This window comes from Thainema salinarum CENA647 (assembly GCF_057732415.1).
Map to the genome: position 1 here is coordinate 3,618,567 of NZ_JBYJZJ010000022.1, position 20,247 is coordinate 3,638,813.

The window sequence follows — 20,247 nt, forward strand, 5'->3', positions numbered from 1 at the left end:
ATTTTTGGGTGTGTGGGCGGTGCCCACGCACCCCAAAATCATTACCTTTTGAGGACTATCTGTTGGTTTGGGTTAAGCCAGCTCTGTCGCTAACTGCTCCCGTGCAGCCTCTAGAGCGGCAGGAAGCTGATCGGGATTGCGACCCCCCGCTTGGGCCAGGTTGGGACGACCACCACCGCCACCGCCGCACAGCTTGGCAATGCCGCCGATGAATTTGCCCGCCTGCAAGCCTTGCTTATTCACTGCCGGACTAAATGCGGCTACTAGGCTCACCTTACCTGCTTCTGGAATCGAACCCAGGACAACGGCACTGTCGCCCAGCTTCTGCGAGAGCCGCTCGGCTGCCGTCTTCAGCGCATCGGCATCGGCATCTAGTTGAGCGACCAAAACGTTAAATCCGCCGATATTTTCAGCCTTGGCTAAGAGCTGATCCGATTGTGCGATCGCAAGTTCTGATTTCGCGGCATCGAGCTGCTTCTGCGTCACCTTCAGCTCGTCTTGCAATGCCGCCACGCGACCAGGAATCTCTTCCGGCTTGACCTTAAAGCGGTCGCTCAGATCGCGCACCACGTCATCGCGCACTTTGAGGTAATCCAGCACCGCAGGTTCAGCTACGGCTTCAATCCGGCGAATGCCAGAAGCGACACCAGCCTCGGAGATGATCTTGAACAGACCAATTTCTGCCGTGTTGGTCACATGGGTGCCGCCGCACAGCTCCATTGAGACACCGGGGAAGTCAATCACCCGCACTTCTGCGTCATACTTTTCGCCAAACATTGCGATCGCACCTTTGGCTTTGGCTTCCTCCAGCGGCATGACAACAATATCAGCCACGTGACCTTCAGCAATCCAAGTGTTGATTTGGTCTTCAATCTGCTGCAGCTCGTCAGTAGTGACCGCGCGGGGACAATTGAAGTCAAAGCGGAGTCGGTCAAAGGCGACGAGTGAACCCGCCTGAGAGACATTCGGATCAACAATTTTTCTCAGTGCCGCTTGCAGCAGGTGAGTTGCGGTGTGGTTGGCCTGTACCCGTCGCCGACAAGCCCGGTCAATCTGCGCCGATACCGTATCGCCCAGGTTCAGCGTGCCGCGCTCAATCCGACCGTAGTGGACAAAAATGCCCGACTCTTTCTGGACATCTTCGATCCGCACCACAACGGTGTCACCGGACAGATAGCCGCGATCGCCGATTTGACCACCGGACTCTGCGTAGAACGGCGTTTGGTCGAGGACAACCTGCACCTCATCGCCAGCGCTGGCAGATTCGACTTGCTGACCACCTGCCAGCAGGGCCACGACTTGAGATTGTCCTAAGAAATCCGTGTAGCCCAGAAACGCTGTGGCGTGAACATGCTCGGCCAGCTTGTCTAGGCTGCCCTGAATCGTCAAGTCAATCGTTTCATGGGCATCCTTCGAGCGCCGCCGCTGCGCCTCCATCTCGGCTTCAAACTCAACCAGGTCAACGGTCAGACCCTGCTCCTCAGCAATTTCCTGAGTTAGCTCTAGCGGGAAGCCATAGGTGTCATACAGCGTAAAGGCATCGGCCCCGGAAATCTGCTGGTCGCCGCGAGCAATAATATCGGCCAGCAGCTTTTCACCTCGCTCCAGGGTTTCTAGAAAGCGCGACTCTTCCCGCTGCAGTTCGGATTTGATCGCCGATTCGCGATCGCGCACAGCGGGATAAGCTTCTTCGGAAATTTGAATCGCCGTTTCTACTACTTTGGTAGTGAACTCGCCCTCAATGCCAATCAGCCGCCCGTGGCGCACCACCCGCCGAATCAAACGGCGCAGGATGTACCCACGTCCGACGTTTGACGCCGACACGCCATCGGCAATCAGGTGCATCACAGCCCGAATGTGGTCGCCGATTACCTTGAGCGACACCTTAGTCTTCTCGTCGCTCTTGCCGTACTGAATACCCGCTAGTTCTGCTGCTGCGTCGATAATCGGCAGAATTAGGTCAGTTTCATAGTTATTCGGCACCTGCTGGAGGATCTGCGCCATCCGCTCCAGGCCCAAACCCGTGTCAATATTTTGGTTCTTCAGCGGCGTCAGATTGCCCTCGGCATCGCGGTTGTACTGCATGAAGACGAGGTTGTAATACTCGATAAAGCGAGTGTCGTCTTCCAGGTCAATCGTGTCGTCACCCAGTTCGGGATGAAAGTCGTAATACAGCTCCGAGCATGGCCCGCACGGCCCGGTTGGCCCCGCTGCCCAGAAGTTATCGTCCTTGCCCATGCGCTGAATGCGGTGTTCGGGAATGCCAATCACGTCGCGCCAGATGGCAAAGGCTTCGTCATCTTCTTCATAAACGCTGGGTACGATCCGTTCCGGCGGCAGGTTGAAGACCGTCGTGGACAGTTCCCAAGCCCACTTAATCGCTTGTTCTTTAAAGTAGTCACCAAAGCTAAAGTTGCCCAACATTTCAAAGAAGGTATGGTGCCGCGCGGTGCGGCCCACGTTTTCAATGTCGTTGGTGCGGATACATTTCTGTGACGTGGTGGCGCGATCGCACTCGGCCTCGCGCTGTCCCAAAAAGATTGGCTTGAAGGGCAGCATTCCCGCAATCGTCAGCAGAACGGTGGGGTCTTCTGGAATCAGCGAGGCACTCGGCAAAATTTGGTGTCCCTTCGCTGCATAGAAGTCTAGAAACTGCTGGCGGATTTGAGCGCCACTGAGCTTTTTAAGTTTCTGAGCAGAAGGGGAAGTAGCCATGACAGGGTTTCGCGAAAGATAATTACAAGAATTTACAACTCTAGAGTTCTATTGTGACTGATGGTGCGGGTTTTCAACAAAAAGATGGATAGATTTGCTCCATGCCAGCTACGGTTTATCCCAAAAGTTAGTGCGATCGCACTTTGTTCGCGCAATGCGATCGCGTTTTAATCTGGGTGTAGTTCTTTGTAGCGGATGGAGAACGCTGTTATGGCCAAAATGAATCGGGATGCGAAGCGGGAAGAGCGGATCACGATGGAGATTGTGGTGGATGCCTATGGCCCAGAGGAGCAGGCGATGGGCTGGTATTACTATTTACAGGATACGATGCAGTGTCCGTTTACGGCGGTTTGTGTGGGTAAGCGACGGATTTCTCCTTTGAAGGAGGGTGAAACGGTTGAAGTGGTGGGCATGGCACCGGAGGAGGAGTGCGAGCGGGAAATGTTTGTGGAGATTAACTGGGACGGTGATGTGCTGGCGGTGCCATTGATTCAGCTAGAGGCGACCGAAGCAGATGAGGAGACGCAACAAGCAATTTCAGATTGGCACTACTGGGTCGATCAGGGCTACGAGTTTGGATAGAAAGCGATGGTGGATAAAGCAATAGGGGATTGCGATCGCAACCTGAAATAGCTCGTTGACGGCTTTTGTCTTACTTTGAGTCTTGCGCGGATTGCATTGAGTCCACTGGCAAATCAATCTAGTCTCAATGCAAGACGAAGAACTATCTACCAAAAATTCGTTGTCTACCCTCATCCCCCAACCCCTTCTCCCACGGGAGAAGAGGAGCCGGATCAAAGTCCCTCTCCCGCGGGCTACTGCTTATACACATCCTGAATAGTCCTTCTAAATCCCCCTTAAAAAGGGGGGACTTTGAGCCAATTCCCCCTTTTTTAAGGGGGGCAAGGGGGGATCTCAACGTCGAAACGAAGTCTAGGAGACTTATGTATAAACAGTAGCTCCTGCGGGAGAGGGATTTAGGGTGAGGGCAAATTGGTCTAGTTTTGAATATCTTCTCGGGTAAGGCCGAGCTTTGCGCCTAGCTCAAATACGTTGTCGGCGAACTGGTTGATGTTATCGGAAAAGGTGACGGCTCCTCCGGCAATAGTGGCAGTGGCGGTTCCGGCGGCGATCAGGCGTTTGAGGTGTTTGCTGAGTCGTTTGGGTTCTGGCTTTTCGGGTTTGTTGAGATCGGCTTCTAAGGCATCGAGTTCTATCTCGGCTTCAACCTTTTGATCGTCTGGAAAACTTTGGGATAGGTCGCGCAGGGAGGTAAGGAGGCAGAGGATATCATCGGTGTTTTGGCCGTAGTTGTTAATAATGCCGCCGTTTTGGTTGCCGTTAACGGTTTCGGCAAAGCCTCCGGCAAACTGGGTGCCGCGCATGTCATATTTTGGCCCTTGGTTCTCTGCCATTGTTGCCATAATCCCCATTAAAGTTGCTTTTTCTTGCCGTTCTTTTTCTATTGTGCGGCGGGCGTCTTCTAGATGGACACCCTGTAGTTTTAGCTGCTTTTCGTATTGAGCTTCTAGTGCAGCTAACTGATTGGCGTAGAGCTGTTTGATTTGGGTTTCGATGGCGGCTTTATCGACATTGGCTTCAACTTCTAGGCGAACAATGAAGGCTTGGCCTTTGCGCTCCATGCCTTGAATGGAGATGTCTTGATCGGGACGCTGGCGGCGGAGGTCTTGGAAGGATTGGAAAAAGGCTTTCCAGTCAATACCGTCAGTGAAAGTGATATCAATGGTTTCGAGGGCACTGGCGATAATTTGGAAGCGCTGAGTGAATTCGCCTGGAGCAAAGGTGCTTTCAGGGTCTACTGGGAGACGGCCTGTAAATTTTTGCTCTTTCTCATCATAGGTGCGAAAAATATAGTCGCACTTAACTCCTTCAAGAATGGTTGAACTACCATCTTGCCAATCTGCAATGCAAGCTCCAGTCAATGTTGCTTCAGTAAAATTTGCATAGAGTACCTGAGCCCCAACAAGGTTAACGTTACTAAGATTGAGGTGGCTAAGGTTGAGGTTACAGAAGTTAACGCCTCTAAGATCAGTTCCGCATAAATTAGCCTGACTTAGGACTGCGTTGCTTAAGGTTGCGTCACTCAAATTAGCGTCACTCAAATTAGCATCGCTCAGATTAGCGTCACTCAGATTAGTGTTCTTGAGGTTGGCAGAGCAAAGGATAGCATTTTGGAGCTTAGCAGAGCGAAGGACGGTGTTTTGGAGATTTGCATTTCGTAGGTTAGCCTTGCAAAGGATGGCGTTGTAGAGACTGACAGAGCGAAGGACGGTGTTTTGGAGATTTGCATTGCTCAGATTAGTTCCGCTCAGATTGCTGCAAGTAGAGTTGGCAAAACTAAGGTCAGCGTTGCTTAAATTGATAGATTTAAGGAAGACACCGTGCAGAATCGCACTTCGAAGGATGGCATTACGGAGGTCTGTTTTGGTAAGCCTGGCGTTGTTAAGATCCGCATTGCTTAGGTCGGCATTGCAGAGGCTGGCATGATTGATAGTGGCAAAACTGAGTCTGGCAGAGTTGAGATTGACGAAGTCGAGGCTGGCAGAGCTGAGATCTGCTTTATGGAGGTTGGTAAAGCTGAGGTTCGCTTTACTCAGTTTTGCCTTGCGGAGATCTGCACCACTGAGATTGGCACCACTGAGATTGGCGGCACTCAGATTAGTTCTACGGAGATTTGATTTGCAAAGGTTGGCATTACGGAGGTCAGCATTGCAAAGATTCGCGAGACTTAAGTCTGCATCACTGAGGTTGGCATGGAGAAGATCAATCGCTACATCAGGATTATCTTTCCTCCACTGATTCCAAACTTTGCTGCCTTGCTTCAGCAAAGCAAGCTGTTCTTCGTTCGCCATTGCCGTCGAGCCTGTATTTTTAACTCATACTAAACTACCCATTTAGATTTATTGGCTCCGGATTGTTCGTCAACCCAAAAGGCAAGTTTCAGAAGGTCTGAGACTGAAACCACAAACTAAGATTAAGTAACACCGCGTTTCCGAGTCAGGGAGTGATGGCGATGGTTGCGATTCAGCTTGGACAACTGGATGTTCCGCCGGGGCAGCGCTTGCTGCTGCGGAATGTGAGCTGGGCTGAGTTCGAGGCAATTTTGGTCGAACTAGGCAATCATCGCGGCACTCGGATCGCTTATGACAGGGGTGTGTTAGAAATCATGGCTCCCTTACCTGAACACGAATATTTCAAAGAAACAATTAGTGATGCTGTCAAAGATATCTGTGAAGAACTGGATCTAGACTATGAAAGCTATGGCTCAACGACTTGGCGAAAGCAAGCAGAGCAAGCGGGGCTAGAGCCGGATAACTGCTTTTATTTTCAAAATGAAGCCCTTGTGCGGGGCAAGCTGACCTTTGATTTAACCCAAGATCCGCCGCCTGATTTAGCTTTGGAAATTGACTTAACCAGTCGATCGCTGAATCGGTTACCGATTTATGTGCGATTAGGAGTGCCAGAAATTTGGTGCTATGACACAGGTGTTTTAAGCATTTATTTGTTGCAAGGTGATCAGTACGTTCAGGTTGAGCAAAGCCAAGTTTTTCCATCACTGAAGATTCAAGAATTGCCAGGGTTAATTGCTGAGTATCGGGGGCAGGGTAGGCTGGCACTGCGGCGAGCGATTCGTGAATGGGTAAAGGAACAGATCGATAATCGCTAAATTAGCCCTCACCCCAAACCCCTCTCCCGCAGGAGATGGGCTTTGATTTTTCTCGATTTGAGACTATCCGATGTTAAAACAAGTCTCGTGGCGAGACTGTCGTGACTCTGATTTCTACTCAAAAAGGTGATCAGCTTGGTTATTGTAGATGCTGATTTGGTTTTATTGCATTTGCGCTTTTGAGGGGATAGGTTGCGATCGCACCTTCAGAACCGCCCTTGATTAATTGCGGGTCAGGCAAATAGTCAAAGGCTTACGATCTTGTTGAATTAAGGCTTTTAGCCATCACGTAATTTTGCTGGACTAAAATTGGACTAAAATTTTCGGACTATTTTGAGGCAATTTTCAATCCGATCTCAACTTAGATTAGCCCATGCCATAGCTTACTGCATGAGCCAAAAACGCGATCGCACCTCGCACCATCAAGTTTTATATTCTTGTAACGAGACTCAATCTAACTTATTTGAGACCCTGCTCAATACCCGTTAGTCTCAATCCGAGACTAAATTTACAACACAAGTTTTGCAGAAGTTGAAGTACGTATCTACAAACAGTGTGGATCATGAATCGGGATTGTAAATTAGATTGTGTCAAAGGTCAGAGATGAGATCTAATGAACTATTGAACCTAAGAGACTCGTACTATGACTTTTCGACCTGAACTCCTGGATGAATTGCTTAAAGGCTATCAGAATCCCGAAGACCTGCTGGGGGATGGAGGGATTCTTAAGCAGCTCACGGCGGCTTTGGTGGAACGCTGCTTGAATGCGGAAATGAAAACCCATCTGGACGAGCAACAGGCGGAGCCTGAAAGCGACGTCAAGCCAACTCGTAACCGCCGCAACGGCCACAGCAAGAAGACCATCAAAGGGGAGTTTGGAGAAGCTCAAATCAATGTTCCCCGTGACCGCAACAGTGAGTTTGAACCCATCATCGTCAAGAAGGGGCAGACCCGCTTCGAGGGCTTTGATGACAAGATCTTGTCCCTCTATGCCAGGGGCATGAGTACCCGTGACATTCAGGCTCAACTGCAAGACCTGTATGGCGTTGAGGTCTCAGCCGGGCTGATCTCGAACGTCACGGATGCGGTTGAAACGGAGCGTAAAATTTGGCAAAATCGCGCGCTCGACCCGGTTTATCCCATCGTCTATTTTGATGCCATCGTGGTCAAAGTCAGACAAGACGGGCGGGTGATCAACAAAGCGATTCACTTGGCGCTTGGGGTTAACTTGTCTGGCACCAAAGAACTCTTGGGGATGTGGATGACCCAGAACGAGTCTGCCAAATTTTGGCTTCAAGTGCTCACAGAGCTGCAAAATAGGGGTCTCAAAGACATCTTCATCGCTTGCTGTGATGGCCTCACTGGCTTTCCCGATGCCATTGAAGCGGTCTTTGCTCAAACCCAGGTGCAGTTGTGCATTGTTCACATGGTACGAAATTCACTCCGCTATGTGTCCTACAAAGACCGTAAGGCGGTTGCAGCAGACCTCAAGCTGATTTACACGGCCAGCACTGAGACTGAAGCAGAGCAGCGCTTAGTTGAGTTTGCCGAGCAGTGGGACCAGCAATATCCAACCATTAGCAGGTCTTGGCTTCATCATTGGCAGCGGATTATTCCCTTCTTTGCTTTTTCACCGGAGATTCGTAAAGCAATCTATACGACCAATGCGATTGAATCGATGAATATGACTCTTAGAAAGGTGATTAAAAACCACCGAGCTTTTCCAACCGATGAATCTGCCCTAAAAGTTATCTACTTGGCAATTCAAAATATTGCCAAAAAGTGGACCATGCCCATTCGCGACTGGAAACCCGCTCTCAACCGCTTCGCGATTGAATTCAGCGATCGCTTTCCAACTTGAGTTTTTACCTTTGACACAATCTATTTGACATACCCCATGAATCTACGCTCATACGTCTACGTTGCCTTACCGCTAACCGTATTTCTGATGAAGTATCACAAAGCCATTTAGAGTTTTGACGATGACAGCTTCACTTTAATTTCCCATCCACCCATCCACCCATCTACCCCTATCCCCCATACGGCCTAAACGTCCAATTCACCCTCACCCCCACATCCCTCGCCGTCTTCATCACGGCATGTTGATACGCCTCCTGACATCCCGGCTCCATCACTAGCAGCGATCCATGCGTCAACTCATAGCTCATAGGCTTAGCCTTACCAAACCGCGATCGCAACTTAAACACCCGCGTCGCCCCCAAACTCACCGATGCGATCGCAGGTTTCACCCCCAAACTCGGCTCATCATCCGAGTGATAGCCCATATGATCGCGTCCCGAACGATACTGATTGCCAAACACAACCTGATAGCCGTAACCCGTAAACGTTTCCAGCCGATCGCGTAGCCCCCGCAAAAACACAGCCTCATCCCACGACCGCGCCTCCACCTCCACCGAACCGCTGTAGAGATACCGATAATCCGCTGAATCGCCAAACATAATCTCCAAGCGCGGCAGCGGAATCCAGCGATTAAACATCCGAATTTGATTCTGCTGCCAGTCCAACTCCAAACTCTGCCGCAGCAACAGATTCGCCTCCGCCACACTCAAAAAATCAGGATAAAACCGCACTAGCGGCACCTCTCCATCCAAAGCCAATAAATTAAGCTGCATGTCCTTACCCTAACCAAACCAATACGGAAACACACGCCATAATCCGATTTCTAATTCCACCCAAATCCTAAATATTTAATCTTGACTTGAGACTCGCAATCCCAAAATCTGGACTCAAAAAAGCATTTAATAGACTCATTGTAAGATAGATATCGCCTTCAGACCGTCTTTCGGAACTGCGGATACAAACCCATTCTCAGCAATCGACACTCAGAAACTAACACCCAGTACCTATTACCCAACAAGAACGGGTTTCTCAAAACAGCAACCTAACTACACTCCTCCACCTCTCCGTTTCGCAGCCCACCCATCAAATCGCCCATGTTGAGTACTATTCATCCAGTTCTTTTGGAAAAGACCGTTTTGCACAGGTAGTTCACGATGTAAGCAATCAACGCTTACATCCAAAGCCCCCTAAACAATAAGGAATAAAATCATGCAATCAACTGCCCCCAGCCGTGGCCCCGTCGCTTGCCGTAGCCTACCTGTTCTACGTCGCAATGATCGGCAACGCACACCCAACGAAGATGTCAAAGTGCTACAGCGCTATCTGAATTACTACGGTTTTCCTCTCACAGTCGATGGTTACTTTGGGCCTAAAACCGAAGCCGCCGTCAAAGGATTCCAAGAACGGGTTAATGACCACGATCTATCGTTTCTAGTAGATGGCATCGTTGGGCCTCGAACCTGGGGCGCGCTAGGCGCTTGCGTCGGTGCATAGCTAGCGCATCATCACCGATAAACAGTTATCGTCTCAATCTAATTTCCAACTAATCTCCAAAAACCGGGGTTCTTTAACGACTTGAGCACACCACTCAAATCAACAGAGAACCTCGGTTTTTACTGTGCCCAAATTTTGCCTTCTGATCTTCTTGTAGCTTAGTCCAAAAACAAGTCTCATAAATATTTTCACGAGACTCAAATCGAGGTAATCTAGTCTCAAATTGAAACAAAGCGTTCAACTTTCTGAGTGCTGTTAACTAACGCTCTAGAACTGTTCCTAAACTCTATCTCGATAACTCGACTGATGGATTCATAAGAAACTGCGATCGCAGTTTCTTCTTATGAGCACCTACACCTCAAACTCCAGCGAATGGCACAAAAAAATTCTAAAAAATCAGCTTATCTACAAGTATTTATCGATCAATTTCGTAAGCAATAAAATAGATTGCCCGATGCGAGTAATGTTCAATCAACCTTCAGGAAAAAGCAGTTTGGCACAGGTAGTTCATCATGTAAGCAATCAACGCTTACATCCAAAGCCCCCTAATCAAAAGGAATCAAGCAATGCAATCAACTGCCCCTACTCAACCTCCTATCTCTTGCCACCGCCTTCCTATTCTGCGTCGCAACGATCGCCAAAGCCGGCCAGAAGACATTGTAGAATTTCTACAGCGCCGCTTAAATTTCTCTGGCTTTAACCTACGTGTAGATGGTTTCTTCGGCCCCAAGACCGAAGCCGCCGTTCGAGAATTTCAAGCTAGAGGAAATGAGCACGATCCAAGCGTTCTAGTCGATGGAATTGTTGGCCCTCAAACCTGGAACGCCTTAGGAGTTTGTGAAATCTACACCGAAGGCTGCTGCTAAAAATATTGAACAACTGAATAACTCACGAAACCGGGTTTTCTATGTTAGCTAAATCATTTTGCTTAACACCAGTAGAAGAAACCCGGTTTCTAACTAGAAACTCACACAAATTATCGCTTCAAGTCTTGCAAGTATCACCACAAGACTTGAAATAAGTCAAATGAGTCTCATGTCGATATTTGATACTCAATCAGCCAAACAATTCTGCCAAACAATAGTGTGATGTAAATCACCTCCTTGGAAACGTCCACACCCAAGAACTAGCCGTTTCAGTAGCCATCTCGACTTACTAACTTGCCAAAACCAGAGTAATATTTGGGTACGAAATTTGAGTCTCGCTGCAGAAAGATATGACAACTCCGGATTGGCGTGTCCTCGTAATTGGTGAAATTCGCGGACAGGGTCAGAACAATGACAGCTATGCACAGTTGCTTCAGCAAGATGCCACAGTTTCCTACCGCGTCGTGGAAGAGTCATACAATGTCCAAATTCCAGCAGTCTGTCGGTCCCAGCAATTTGACGGCATTCTTCTAGAGGCTCATCTGCCCCCGATAGACTCCTTAAATCTGCTGAGTCGTTTCCAACTTCAGCTCGGCAACACCTGTCCGCCAGTCGTCATGATTGGGAATGAAGACATCCAATCCGCAGTAGCCGCCCTTAAGGCTGGAGCCGCCGACTATCTCGTCAAAGATCAGCTCACCCCCGACACTCTGTGCTTGTCCCTCCGCACCGCCATCGAAAATGCTGAACTCAAGCGCTCACTGGAACAAAGTCGCGAGCAGTTCCAGACCTCCGTTGAAAACATGATGGACTGCTTTGGCATTTTCACCGCCATGCGAGACGATGCAGGACGCATTATTGACTTTCGCATTGACTATCTCAACACTGCCGCTTGTCAAAACAATCAGTTGCCCCGAGAAGCTCAAATTGGTCGAGGTCTCTGTGAAGTCCTGCCCGGTCATCGCGAATCGGAACTGTTTAATGAATATTGTCAACTGGTCGAAACCGGACAGCCCCTGATCAAAGAGTCGCTGATTTACGATGATTTTTATAGCGGTCAGCGGTTGATTCGAGCCTTTGATATCCGAGCCACTAAACTCAATGATGGCTTTGTCGCCTCCTGGCGCGACATTACCGATCGCAAACAGCTAGAGCTGGAGTTAAGCCAAACAGCCGCCAACATGCAGCAGCAGCAAATATTGGCCGAAGCCATGCCACTTATGGTCTGGACTGCTGATGCAACTGGAGTCGTGAATTATTGGAATCAGTGCTGGTATGACTACACAGGCTTAAGTGAAGCCGCATCAATGGGTATGGCCGGAGTCAGTGTGGTTCACCCCGCTGATCGCGATCGCACTCTTCACCAATGGAGCCAATCCCTTACCAACGGCACAACCTTTGAAATTGAACATCGCATTCGCCGCTGGGATGGGGTTTACCACTGGTTCATCAATCGCGGCACCCCTACCCGCAACGACCAAGACCAAATCATCGGCTGGATTGGCACCATCACCGATATCGATCAGCAAAAGCGATTAGCCGAACGGTTCCGTTTAGCGATGGGAGCCGTTAACGGTCTCGTCTATGACTGGAACTTAGAAACGAACGAGATCTACCGTTCTGAAAAACTCTTCGATCTAATCGGCATGTCTCCCGCAGCCACTCCACCTACATCAACTTGGTGGTACGACCAAATTCACCCCGATGATCGACCTCATATCCAGCAGCGAACCCAGGAACTTCTAACCAGCACCGACCGACTATTCGAGTCAGAGTATCGCATTCGCCACCACAATGGCCATTGGGTCACCGTCTGGGATCGCGGTCGTGTCATTCGAGATCAGCAAGGACAGGTCATCCGCGTCGTTGGCTCAACCGTTGACATTAGCGATCGCAAACAGGCCGAACTTGCCCTAAAGCAAAGTCAGGAACGGCTTAACCTGGCCATGAAAGCCGCCAAAATGGGCAGTTGGGACTGGGATATTCAAACTGGCCAAGTCAACTGGTCAACCAACCTAGAACACCTATTCGGCATGTCTCCCGGTAGCTTTAATGGTCGTTACATGACCGTGATAGCCATGATTCACCCTGATGATCGCTTCAGAGTGCAGCAGGCCATTCATCACGCCCTCTACCAGCACGAGGATTACAACATCGAATTTCGCTTCATCAAACCCGATGGCACTGTGCGATGGGCACTGGGACTAGGGCAAGTTTTCTACGACGACGCTGGCCATCCGATCAAAATGACTGGCGTCGATATGGACATCTCAGAACGCAAGCAGCAAGAAGAAGAAAGGGAACAGCTCCTTCAGCGCGAGTATGCCGCTCGCCAAGATGCCGAACGAGCCAACCGCATCAAAGACGAGTTTCTAGCCATCCTCTCCCACGAACTGCGATCGCCCCTCAATCCCATCCTCGGCTGGGCCAAACTTCTGCAAACCAAAGAATTTGACGTTGATGTAACGGCGCGTGCCTTATCCACCATTGAGCGCAACGCCAGATTGCAGGCTCAGCTGGTTGATGATCTCCTTGATGTGGGCCGCATCTTGCGCGGCAAGCTGACGCTCAAAATCGGCCCCGTCAATCCCGTATTTGTCATTACCGCCGCCATCGAAACCGTTCAAACCCTGGCTGACGCCAAAAACATTACCATCCAAACTCACCTATCCGAAACAGACCAAATCCGAGGCGATACCGCTCGGCTGCAGCAGATTCTCTGGAACTTGCTCACCAATGCAATTAAATTCACTCCCGAAAACGGCCAAGTTGCAGTCTATCTCACCCAGCTAGAGGATCAAGCTCAAATTGTCGTGACCGACACGGGCATCGGCATCCAGCCCGACTTTTTGCCACACATTTTTGACTCATTTCGGCAAGAAAACACCTCGGTTACTCGTCAGTTCGGCGGCTTAGGCTTAGGTCTGGCCATTGTCCACTATCTCGTAAAAGCTCACAATGGCCAGGTCACAGCCGACAGTCCCGGTGAAGGTCAAGGAGCCGCTTTTACTGTAAAACTTCCCATTCTTCAAACTAGACGGACGCGCTTTCAGCCCACCCAATCTGCAGTTCCTGAAATTGACTTAACCGGAATTCAGATCATGGTGGTCGATGACAGTGCCGATTCCCTAGACTTGGTCAAAGTGCTACTTGAGCAGTACGGTGCAACCGTCACAGCATTTGCCTCCGCCACAGAAGTGCTCGACAATCTGCCCGCCCTACGACCCGATATTCTCATTAGTGACATTGGCATGCCCGACATCGATGGCTACACCCTCATCCGCCAGATTCGCGCCTTACCTGCCGAGCAGGGCGGCCAAACACCTGCGATCGCAGTTACTGCCTACGTCCGGGCCGAAGATTATCAACGTGCCTTGGACAACGGCTTTCAAAAGCATATTGCCAAACCTATCCAGCCAGATCTCCTAGCCATCGCCGTCGCCGAACTTGTCCTGGGCGATGGCTGATTTCAGGTATGCATCCAGCTTAAGCAATGCCCGTCTTAAGGCAGGGCTGCAGACTGCCGCTCAATCTGTAGCTCAATTTGGTGCTGGCTAGCCCACTCATTCAAATCGGCCAAAGCGCGATCGCGATATTTGCCATAGCGCTCTTTCTTATTCCTAATTTTTGTTGGCAGCTCCGGCAGAATGCCAAAATTTGGCGGCATCGGCTGAAAATGCTTCGGAGAAGCCGTACTGATAAAGTCAAACAGCGCCCCCATCATCATGGTTTCCGGCAGCGTCACCACAGGTTTACCCAAGGCAACTCGCGCCGCATTCGTTCCCGCCAGCCAGCCTCCCGCCGTCGCCGCCGTATAGCCTTCCGTTCCTACCAGTTGCCCCGCCGCCAGCAGCGTTGGTCGCTTGCGAAACTGGAGCGTCGTCTCCAGCAGCTCCGGCGAATTAATAAACGTATTGCGGTGCATCACGCCCATCCGCACAAACTCCGCCTCTTCCAGTCCCGGAATCAGCCGAAACACTCGCTTCTGCTCGCCCCAGCGCAGGTTGGTCTGGAATCCTACCATATTCCAAAGCTGTCCTGCCTTATCTTCTTGCCTTAGCTGCACCACCGCATAGGGTTTCTTATCCTTATTCATCGGATCGCGAAAATCGCCCAGCCGCGCATCAAACAGCCCCACAGGCTTCAGCGGCCCATAGCGCATCGTATCCTCACCCCGCTTCGCCATTTCCTCAATCGGCAGGCAGCCCTCAAAAAACTTAGCCGTCTCCCGCTCAAAGTCCTTCAGCTCTGCCTGTTCCGCCGCACACAGCTCTTGCCAAAAGCGCAGATACGCTTCCTTATCCATCGGGCAATTTAGATAAGCTGCCTCTCCCCGGTCATAGCGCGACGCCAAAAATGCCACGTTCTGATTGATCGACTCGCCCACCACAATTGGACTAGCTGCATCGAAAAAGCTCATGTACTCCATGCCCGTGAAGCGCTGCAAATCATCCGCCAGCGCCTCCGTCGTCAGCGGCCCCGAGGTCAACACCGCCACCCCATCCGTCGGAATCTGCGGACATTCTCCCCGCCGCAGCTCAATCAGCGGATGGTTTGCTAATGTCTCCGTCAGCTCCTGGCTAAAGATGCCCCGATCCACCGCCAGCGCACCCCCCGCAGGCACATGATGCTCATCCGCCTTGGCAATAATAATCGACCCCAGCCGCCGCAGTTCTTCATGCAGCAATCCCGAAGCGCGATCGCTACTCATTGCCCCAAACGAATTGCTGCACACCAGCTCCGCCAGATGCTCACTGTGATGCGCCGGACTCAACCGCTCAGGCCGCATCTCATGCAGCACAACGGGCACTCCAGCCCGCGCAATCTGCCATGCCGCCTCCGTTCCGGCCAATCCGCCGCCAATTACATGAATCGGTTGTCTATCCGTCATAGTAAAGCCAAGAACATCCATAACTATATCAATCACTGGCAATTCTTCAGGAAGAGTGCAAGCACAACTACAGCCGCCGCCACTTTGGTCGAGACATCTCCGAAATTCAACATTCAAACGTTCAAACGTTTGAATGTTTTCAGAGTGTTCTAACGACTTAACTCATGTGACTACAGCTCTACCTGCACATCCAAAACCTTGCCTTACTGATCATAACGACAAGCGATCGCGAGTCGTCGTTAGTTACAGATATCGCCAATGTTTTCCTAAGCTGTACAGCAATCAAATCAGAGACCAAATCAGAGCGTGATGAATCGGGAACCGCTGCTATCTTGACGAATAATTTGGCGACGATTATCGGGGTCAGCGCTGACGTGAATCCAAGCTGGACTTTGTAGCGTTCCAAACTCCAAGATCACCTGATCAAACGGCACATTATCAACCACCCATTCCGCAAAGCGGCGAGTTCCCCCATTGACCGGCACCACATCAGCAGCATAGCCCGAAAGGTGATCGCTATTAGGCACTCCTCCCACTGCCGCATTTAACTGGGGTGAGCGATAGCCCGACGTAATCGTCAACGGCCCCAGGTCATCCCAAGCAGGCTGTAAAATTTGCTGAACCAGCCGTCGCAAATTCGCAACCACTGCCGGTGATGGAGTGTTATCAATACCGAGCCGATCTGCCGTTGCAGAACGAATCAGATCTTGTAGCGTAAAATTGCGGCTGAGCTGAATATTCCCCTCATCACGACCAAACAGTCCTTCATAGGGTAAGCGATTGATAGGCCGACTCGGCAGGTTGACAACACCCGTAACGGTCGAAATCTTGCGGATTACATCATCCACGACGGCATCTTTAGAACCCAGACGCGGATCGCTAATGCGTTCGACAAAAAGTTGGAGAGCACTGGCTCCCCGACGCCGATACTCCAAGAATGGTGCGCTACTTGGCAACATAATCAGCCCTTCATAGGGACGACGACCCGGTGGGCGAGGCGGCTGACTGCCAAGAGCCCGGAGAAGACTATCAGCCAAATCATCCGCAGGCGTAGGATCAGAATTGGGAATGCCACTGATGAGTTCTTGGAGACGATTGCCTGCCTGTTGACGCCACAGATTCAGCTGAGACGAACTGACATTGGCATCGGTGTAGCCATACAGTCCTTCATAGGGATAAACCCCTTCTGGACGCCCAACAGCAAAACCGCGTAGAGTACGGATCAGCCGATCCGCCTGCTCATCGGCAGTGACAACGGTCGGCGTATCGAGTCGCTCCAGATAGATCCGAATACCAGCCGCTGCCCTCCGGCGTAAGTTTTGCACGGAGTCTTGACCGAACAACCCCACATAGGGCTGAGTACCAGCCGGGCGAGGTGGCTGTCCCCCCAGCGATCGCAACAGGTCATCCACGAGCGCATCCGTATTGTTCAGTGTCGCATTGGGAATCTGGCGGATAAGCGGTTCTAATGTGTTAGCAGCGAGGCTGCGCCAAGTTTCAAGCTGGGTCATAGAGGCAAAGACTCATCGTGTCAGATCTGGAATATATGGCTCCATCTAAGCCTGAGTTGATCTGAAAAGGCATCACCCTTATACACCAATTCCTACTCAGATTAAGCAACGCCTCTTTTAAGTAACGTGAATAAACGTAAACACACCGGAGCAGACCGCGAGCATCTCCCTTCAAACATGGCGACACTCGCGGCCTTAGCCCTATAGCTCTAAGTCAACAATCGGAGCAAAGACAGCGGTAATTTGCTCATCGCGACCGGGTCGAATTAGCCGCTCGCCAGGACCATCCTTGCCAAAGAAGGGGACTCGATCGATCCGAATATGGGCAACGCGATCGCAATCGGTCATCAAGCTCACTTCCGTATCGGGCTGAGCGACAGACAGACCCGCTAGGCTATCGGTTTTCAGTGCGAACTGGAAGATGGGCATCCCGATCCGTCCGTCTGGAGTTGCCAGCTTTAGGAGACTAGCAGGCACTTTCTTGGCATAGCCTTTGGCCGTGACAAACAGCAGACTGTCCATTTCTGCGGCGGCAATGCAGCCGATAATCTCTTCTTGTTTGCGTAAGCGCATGATCGACTGTCCCTGAGCCGTGCGACCCATGAGGGGAATCATCTCGTCATCAACCGGGAAGCGCAGCACTCGCCCCAGCGACGTTGCCACCACAATTTGCTGATCTTCGCTGGCGACGGGCACGGCGTACATCAACTGGTCTGGCTCTTTGAGCTTAATCGCTGTCAGTCCCCGTCCAGTCAGGTTAGTAAAATCCGACAGCGGCAACCGCTTCACTTTGCCCCGCTGAGTAAGCAGCACTAAATCCAGTTCCTCTAGCCGTTCTGATTCCGTAGGCAGCACCATCTGCATCACTAGGGATTCCGGCTCCTCCCCATGCACCGCAGGCGGCAGCAGGCTGATCAACGGTGTGCCCCGCGACTGACGTGAGGTGACTGGGATATCTGCGATCGCAACCGTGAAAGCTTTGCCGCTTTGGGTAATCGTCAGCAACTCCTGCGTCGTACTGGCTGTTTCCACCTGAGTCACATGATCATCGGCTTCCTCAAGCTGGCGTAGAGGTGTCTCGCCCTTAGCCTGCTGCCGCTTAAACGAGCGGGGTGAACGGCGCTGCACATAGCCGCGATGGGTGAATTCTAGCACCACCTCTTCTTCCGTTTCTTCCGCCACAATTTCCGCTAAGCGTTCGGTTTCTTCCGCCCGCTCAGCTTCAGATTGAATCCGCGTCCGGCGCGGATCGCCAAACCGCTTTTTCAGCGATCGCAACTCTTTCTTCAGCGCCTTCAGCAGCTCATTGCGATTATCCAGCAGGTTATTCAGTTCCTGTACTCGCTGATTTAACTCATCGTGCTCATTCTGTAAATTTTGCCGCTCCAGTCCAGTCAAGCGCCGCATCGGCATCGCCAAAATCGCATCCGCTTGCCGATCGCTAAAGTCGAACTCATCCTGGAGATTAATCTTGGCCGTGGTGCCATCCGGAGCCTGCCGCAGAATGTCAATTAGTCGATCCACGTTTTCCAAAGCCGTCAGCAAACCCGCCAGCAGGTGAATCCGCCGCTCCGTTTGCTCCAGCTCGTGGCGATACTGGCGGGTCAGCGTTTCCTCCCGAAAATCCAGGAAGTGCTGCAGCATCTCCCGCAGCGGCATCTGGCGCGGCTGTCCCTGATCGAGCGCCAGCAGGATTGCGCCAAAGTTATTCTGTAGCGGCGTCAGCTTGTACAGCGTGTTGAGCACCAAATCCGGCTGAGCTTCCCGCTTCAGTTCAATCACCACCCGCATGCCATCGCGATCGCTTTCGTCGCGAATGTCAGCAATTCCCTCAATTCGGTTTTGATTGACTAAATCCGCGATTTTCTCAATCCAGCCTGCCTTGTTGACCTGGTAAGGTAGCTCAGTAATCACGATCGCATTACGGCGATGGCGTCCTCGGCCAACCTGTACCTCTTCAAACTGAGCAATACCGCGTACCGGAATGCTGCCACGACCAGTCAGGTAGGCATCTCGAATGCCATCCGTGCTGACGATTTCGCCGCCGGTCGGGAAATCCGGGCCAGGAATCAGCTCAAACAGCTTTTCATCCGACAGAGTTGGACGATCAATCAGAGCAATTAGACCATCTACCAGTTCGCCCAGATTATGGGGTGGAATGTTAGTCGCCATGCCCACCGCAATTCCGGAACTGCCGTTTAGCAGCAAAATCGGCAGTTGGGCGGGCAGAACAATTGGTTCCTGCTGCGAATTGTCGAAGTTGTCGGTAAAGTCCACCGTCGCTTCGCCAATTTCCGCCAGCATCGCCTCATGGCTAATCGATGCCAGCCGCGTCTCGGTGTATCGCATGGCCGCAGGCGGGTCATTATCCACCGAGCCAAAGTTGCCGTGTCCCGCCAGCAGCGGATAGCGGCTGGAAAAATCCTGCACCAACCGCACCAGCGCGTCGTAAACCGCTTGATCACCGTGGGGGTGATATTTACCCAGCACGTCCCCTACAACGCGGGCGCATTTGCGATAGGGGCGGTCAGGGGTTAGTCCCAGTTCATGCATGGCGTACAGAATCCGCCGATGCACAGGTTTCAGGCCATCGCGCACATCAGGCAGTGCCCGTCCGACAATCACACTCATGGCGTATTCCAAGTACGATCGCTGCACTTCGGTGTGGAGTGCGGTTGCAACAACCTGGCCCGAGGAAAGAATGTTCAACTGATCAGCCATGAGGGTGTGTCCTAACTTCCGAATTCAAACGTTTAAACTTTGTACACTGCTTGCTTAATTTCATAACCCCGGCTAACAGTTGGAATCAGGCTTAAAGGAGATTTAAGCGACTGAACATAGGCTGTCAACAGTGACCACAGGGATGGACAGGGCCAGCGATTAGCAATTTTGCCGTTCAACTAGCGGTTTGTCTACTGGTTTCAACTGCTTCACCATCTGGATCAAGTTTTTAGGAGAGATATGATGTTCAGGAAGCTAGCCGACAGGGTTCCAGACTCAGGGGGTTTAATTTTAGGGGTTAGAGCGATAGTTTGAACATGGTTCACCACAGATTTCACTAAAGATCCAGATTAAAGATCCAGTTGGACAGAGTCGTTATAGTCAATTTCACTGTAGTATCAAACCACATGGCTTGACATTGCTTTATGGTCGACGCTTTATATTCAGCGTCAGTTTGTTGAGATTATCCCCAAGTTTTGATCAGGAATCCGGGGCGTAGCC

Annotated in this window: 12 protein-coding genes and 1 pseudogene; 6 read left to right on the forward strand and 7 right to left on the reverse strand. The window is 51.1% G+C overall.

Annotated elements, in window-relative coordinates; translation table 11 throughout:
• Window positions 1–72 precede the first annotated feature (72 nt).
• A complete protein-coding gene (gene alaS, locus AC286M_RS22640; RefSeq protein ID WP_488206546.1) occupies window positions 73–2,715 on the reverse strand; it encodes an alanine--tRNA ligase in 2,643 nt (880 codons plus the stop codon).
• Window positions 2,716–2,925: 210 nt separating this feature from the next.
• Between alaS and AC286M_RS22645 the strand changes: the two genes are divergently transcribed.
• On the forward strand, window positions 2,926–3,297 hold the full coding sequence (locus AC286M_RS22645; RefSeq protein ID WP_488206547.1) for a calcium-binding protein: 372 nt from the start codon (window positions 2,926–2,928) through the stop codon (window positions 3,295–3,297).
• A 416-nt stretch (window positions 3,298–3,713) separates the two neighbouring features.
• Here the strand turns inward: AC286M_RS22645 and AC286M_RS22650 are convergent, their stop codons facing one another.
• Entirely contained in the window at window positions 3,714–4,658 is a 945-nt protein-coding gene (locus tag AC286M_RS22650; protein ID WP_488208886.1) for a hypothetical protein, read from the reverse strand.
• Window positions 4,659–4,661: 3 nt separating this feature from the next.
• Window positions 4,662–5,588 (reverse strand): annotated as a pseudogene (locus AC286M_RS22655) (pentapeptide repeat-containing protein); the annotation flags it as partial.
• A gap of 161 nt (window positions 5,589–5,749) precedes the next feature.
• Here AC286M_RS22655 and AC286M_RS22660 point away from each other — a divergent pair.
• Complete coding sequence (locus tag AC286M_RS22660; RefSeq protein WP_488206548.1) at window positions 5,750–6,403, forward strand: Uma2 family endonuclease; 654 nt, start codon at window positions 5,750–5,752, stop codon at window positions 6,401–6,403.
• 643 nt (window positions 6,404–7,046) lie between these two features.
• Window positions 7,047–8,264 (forward strand): IS256 family transposase, encoded by a 1,218-nt coding sequence (locus AC286M_RS22665; protein WP_488202914.1) that lies wholly within the window; start codon window positions 7,047–7,049, stop codon window positions 8,262–8,264.
• A 169-nt stretch (window positions 8,265–8,433) separates the two neighbouring features.
• On the opposite strand, the gene AC286M_RS22670 is transcribed toward AC286M_RS22665, so the two are convergent.
• On the reverse strand, window positions 8,434–9,036 hold the full coding sequence (locus tag AC286M_RS22670) for an alpha-ketoglutarate-dependent dioxygenase AlkB family protein (protein WP_488206549.1): 603 nt from the start codon (window positions 9,034–9,036) through the stop codon (window positions 8,434–8,436).
• A 436-nt stretch (window positions 9,037–9,472) separates the two neighbouring features.
• Between AC286M_RS22670 and AC286M_RS22675 the strand changes: the two genes are divergently transcribed.
• From AC286M_RS22675 to AC286M_RS22685, 3 genes are all read left to right on the forward strand, one after another.
• Window positions 9,473–9,757 (forward strand): peptidoglycan-binding domain-containing protein, encoded by a 285-nt coding sequence (locus tag AC286M_RS22675; RefSeq protein WP_488206550.1) that lies wholly within the window; start codon window positions 9,473–9,475, stop codon window positions 9,755–9,757.
• Between the two features lie 566 nt (window positions 9,758–10,323).
• Window positions 10,324–10,623: a peptidoglycan-binding domain-containing protein gene (locus AC286M_RS22680; RefSeq protein WP_488206551.1), complete on the forward strand. Its 300-nt coding sequence runs from the start codon at window positions 10,324–10,326 to the stop codon at window positions 10,621–10,623.
• Window positions 10,624–10,973: 350 nt separating this feature from the next.
• Entirely contained in the window at window positions 10,974–14,090 is a 3,117-nt protein-coding gene (locus tag AC286M_RS22685) for a PAS domain-containing protein (protein WP_488206552.1), read from the forward strand.
• A 35-nt stretch (window positions 14,091–14,125) separates the two neighbouring features.
• On the opposite strand, the gene trmFO is transcribed toward AC286M_RS22685, so the two are convergent.
• From trmFO to gyrA, 3 genes are all read right to left on the reverse strand, one after another.
• Window positions 14,126–15,514, reverse strand: coding sequence for an FADH(2)-oxidizing methylenetetrahydrofolate--tRNA-(uracil(54)-C(5))-methyltransferase TrmFO (trmFO, locus tag AC286M_RS22690; protein ID WP_488206553.1), 1,389 nt, complete (start codon window positions 15,512–15,514; stop codon window positions 14,126–14,128).
• A 299-nt stretch (window positions 15,515–15,813) separates the two neighbouring features.
• Entirely contained in the window at window positions 15,814–17,025 is a 1,212-nt protein-coding gene (locus tag AC286M_RS22695; RefSeq protein WP_488206554.1) for a D-Ala-D-Ala carboxypeptidase family metallohydrolase, read from the reverse strand.
• Between the two features lie 201 nt (window positions 17,026–17,226).
• On the reverse strand, window positions 17,227–19,746 hold the full coding sequence (gene gyrA, locus AC286M_RS22700; protein WP_488206555.1) for a DNA gyrase subunit A: 2,520 nt from the start codon (window positions 19,744–19,746) through the stop codon (window positions 17,227–17,229).
• Window positions 19,747–20,247 lie beyond the last annotated feature (501 nt).

Bases quoted from the DNA above. Each gene is read 5' to 3' on its own strand.
- gyrA (WP_488206555.1), bottom strand. From the start codon at position 19,746: ATGGCTGATCAGTTGAACATTCTTTCCTCGGGCCAGGTTGTTGCAACC.
- trmFO (WP_488206553.1), bottom strand. From the start codon at position 15,514: ATGACGGATAGACAACCGATTCATGTAATTGGCGGCGGATTGGCCGGA.
- AC286M_RS22670 (WP_488206549.1), bottom strand. From the start codon at position 9,036: ATGCAGCTTAATTTATTGGCTTTGGATGGAGAGGTGCCGCTAGTGCGG.
- AC286M_RS22665 (WP_488202914.1), top strand. From the start codon at position 7,047: ATGACTTTTCGACCTGAACTCCTGGATGAATTGCTTAAAGGCTATCAG.
- AC286M_RS22645 (WP_488206547.1), top strand. From the start codon at position 2,926: ATGGCCAAAATGAATCGGGATGCGAAGCGGGAAGAGCGGATCACGATG.
- AC286M_RS22695 (WP_488206554.1), bottom strand. From the start codon at position 17,025: ATGACCCAGCTTGAAACTTGGCGCAGCCTCGCTGCTAACACATTAGAA.
- alaS (WP_488206546.1), bottom strand. From the start codon at position 2,715: ATGGCTACTTCCCCTTCTGCTCAGAAACTTAAAAAGCTCAGTGGCGCT.
- AC286M_RS22660 (WP_488206548.1), top strand. From the start codon at position 5,750: ATGGTTGCGATTCAGCTTGGACAACTGGATGTTCCGCCGGGGCAGCGC.
- AC286M_RS22680 (WP_488206551.1), top strand. From the start codon at position 10,324: ATGCAATCAACTGCCCCTACTCAACCTCCTATCTCTTGCCACCGCCTT.
- AC286M_RS22675 (WP_488206550.1), top strand. From the start codon at position 9,473: ATGCAATCAACTGCCCCCAGCCGTGGCCCCGTCGCTTGCCGTAGCCTA.
- AC286M_RS22685 (WP_488206552.1), top strand. From the start codon at position 10,974: ATGACAACTCCGGATTGGCGTGTCCTCGTAATTGGTGAAATTCGCGGA.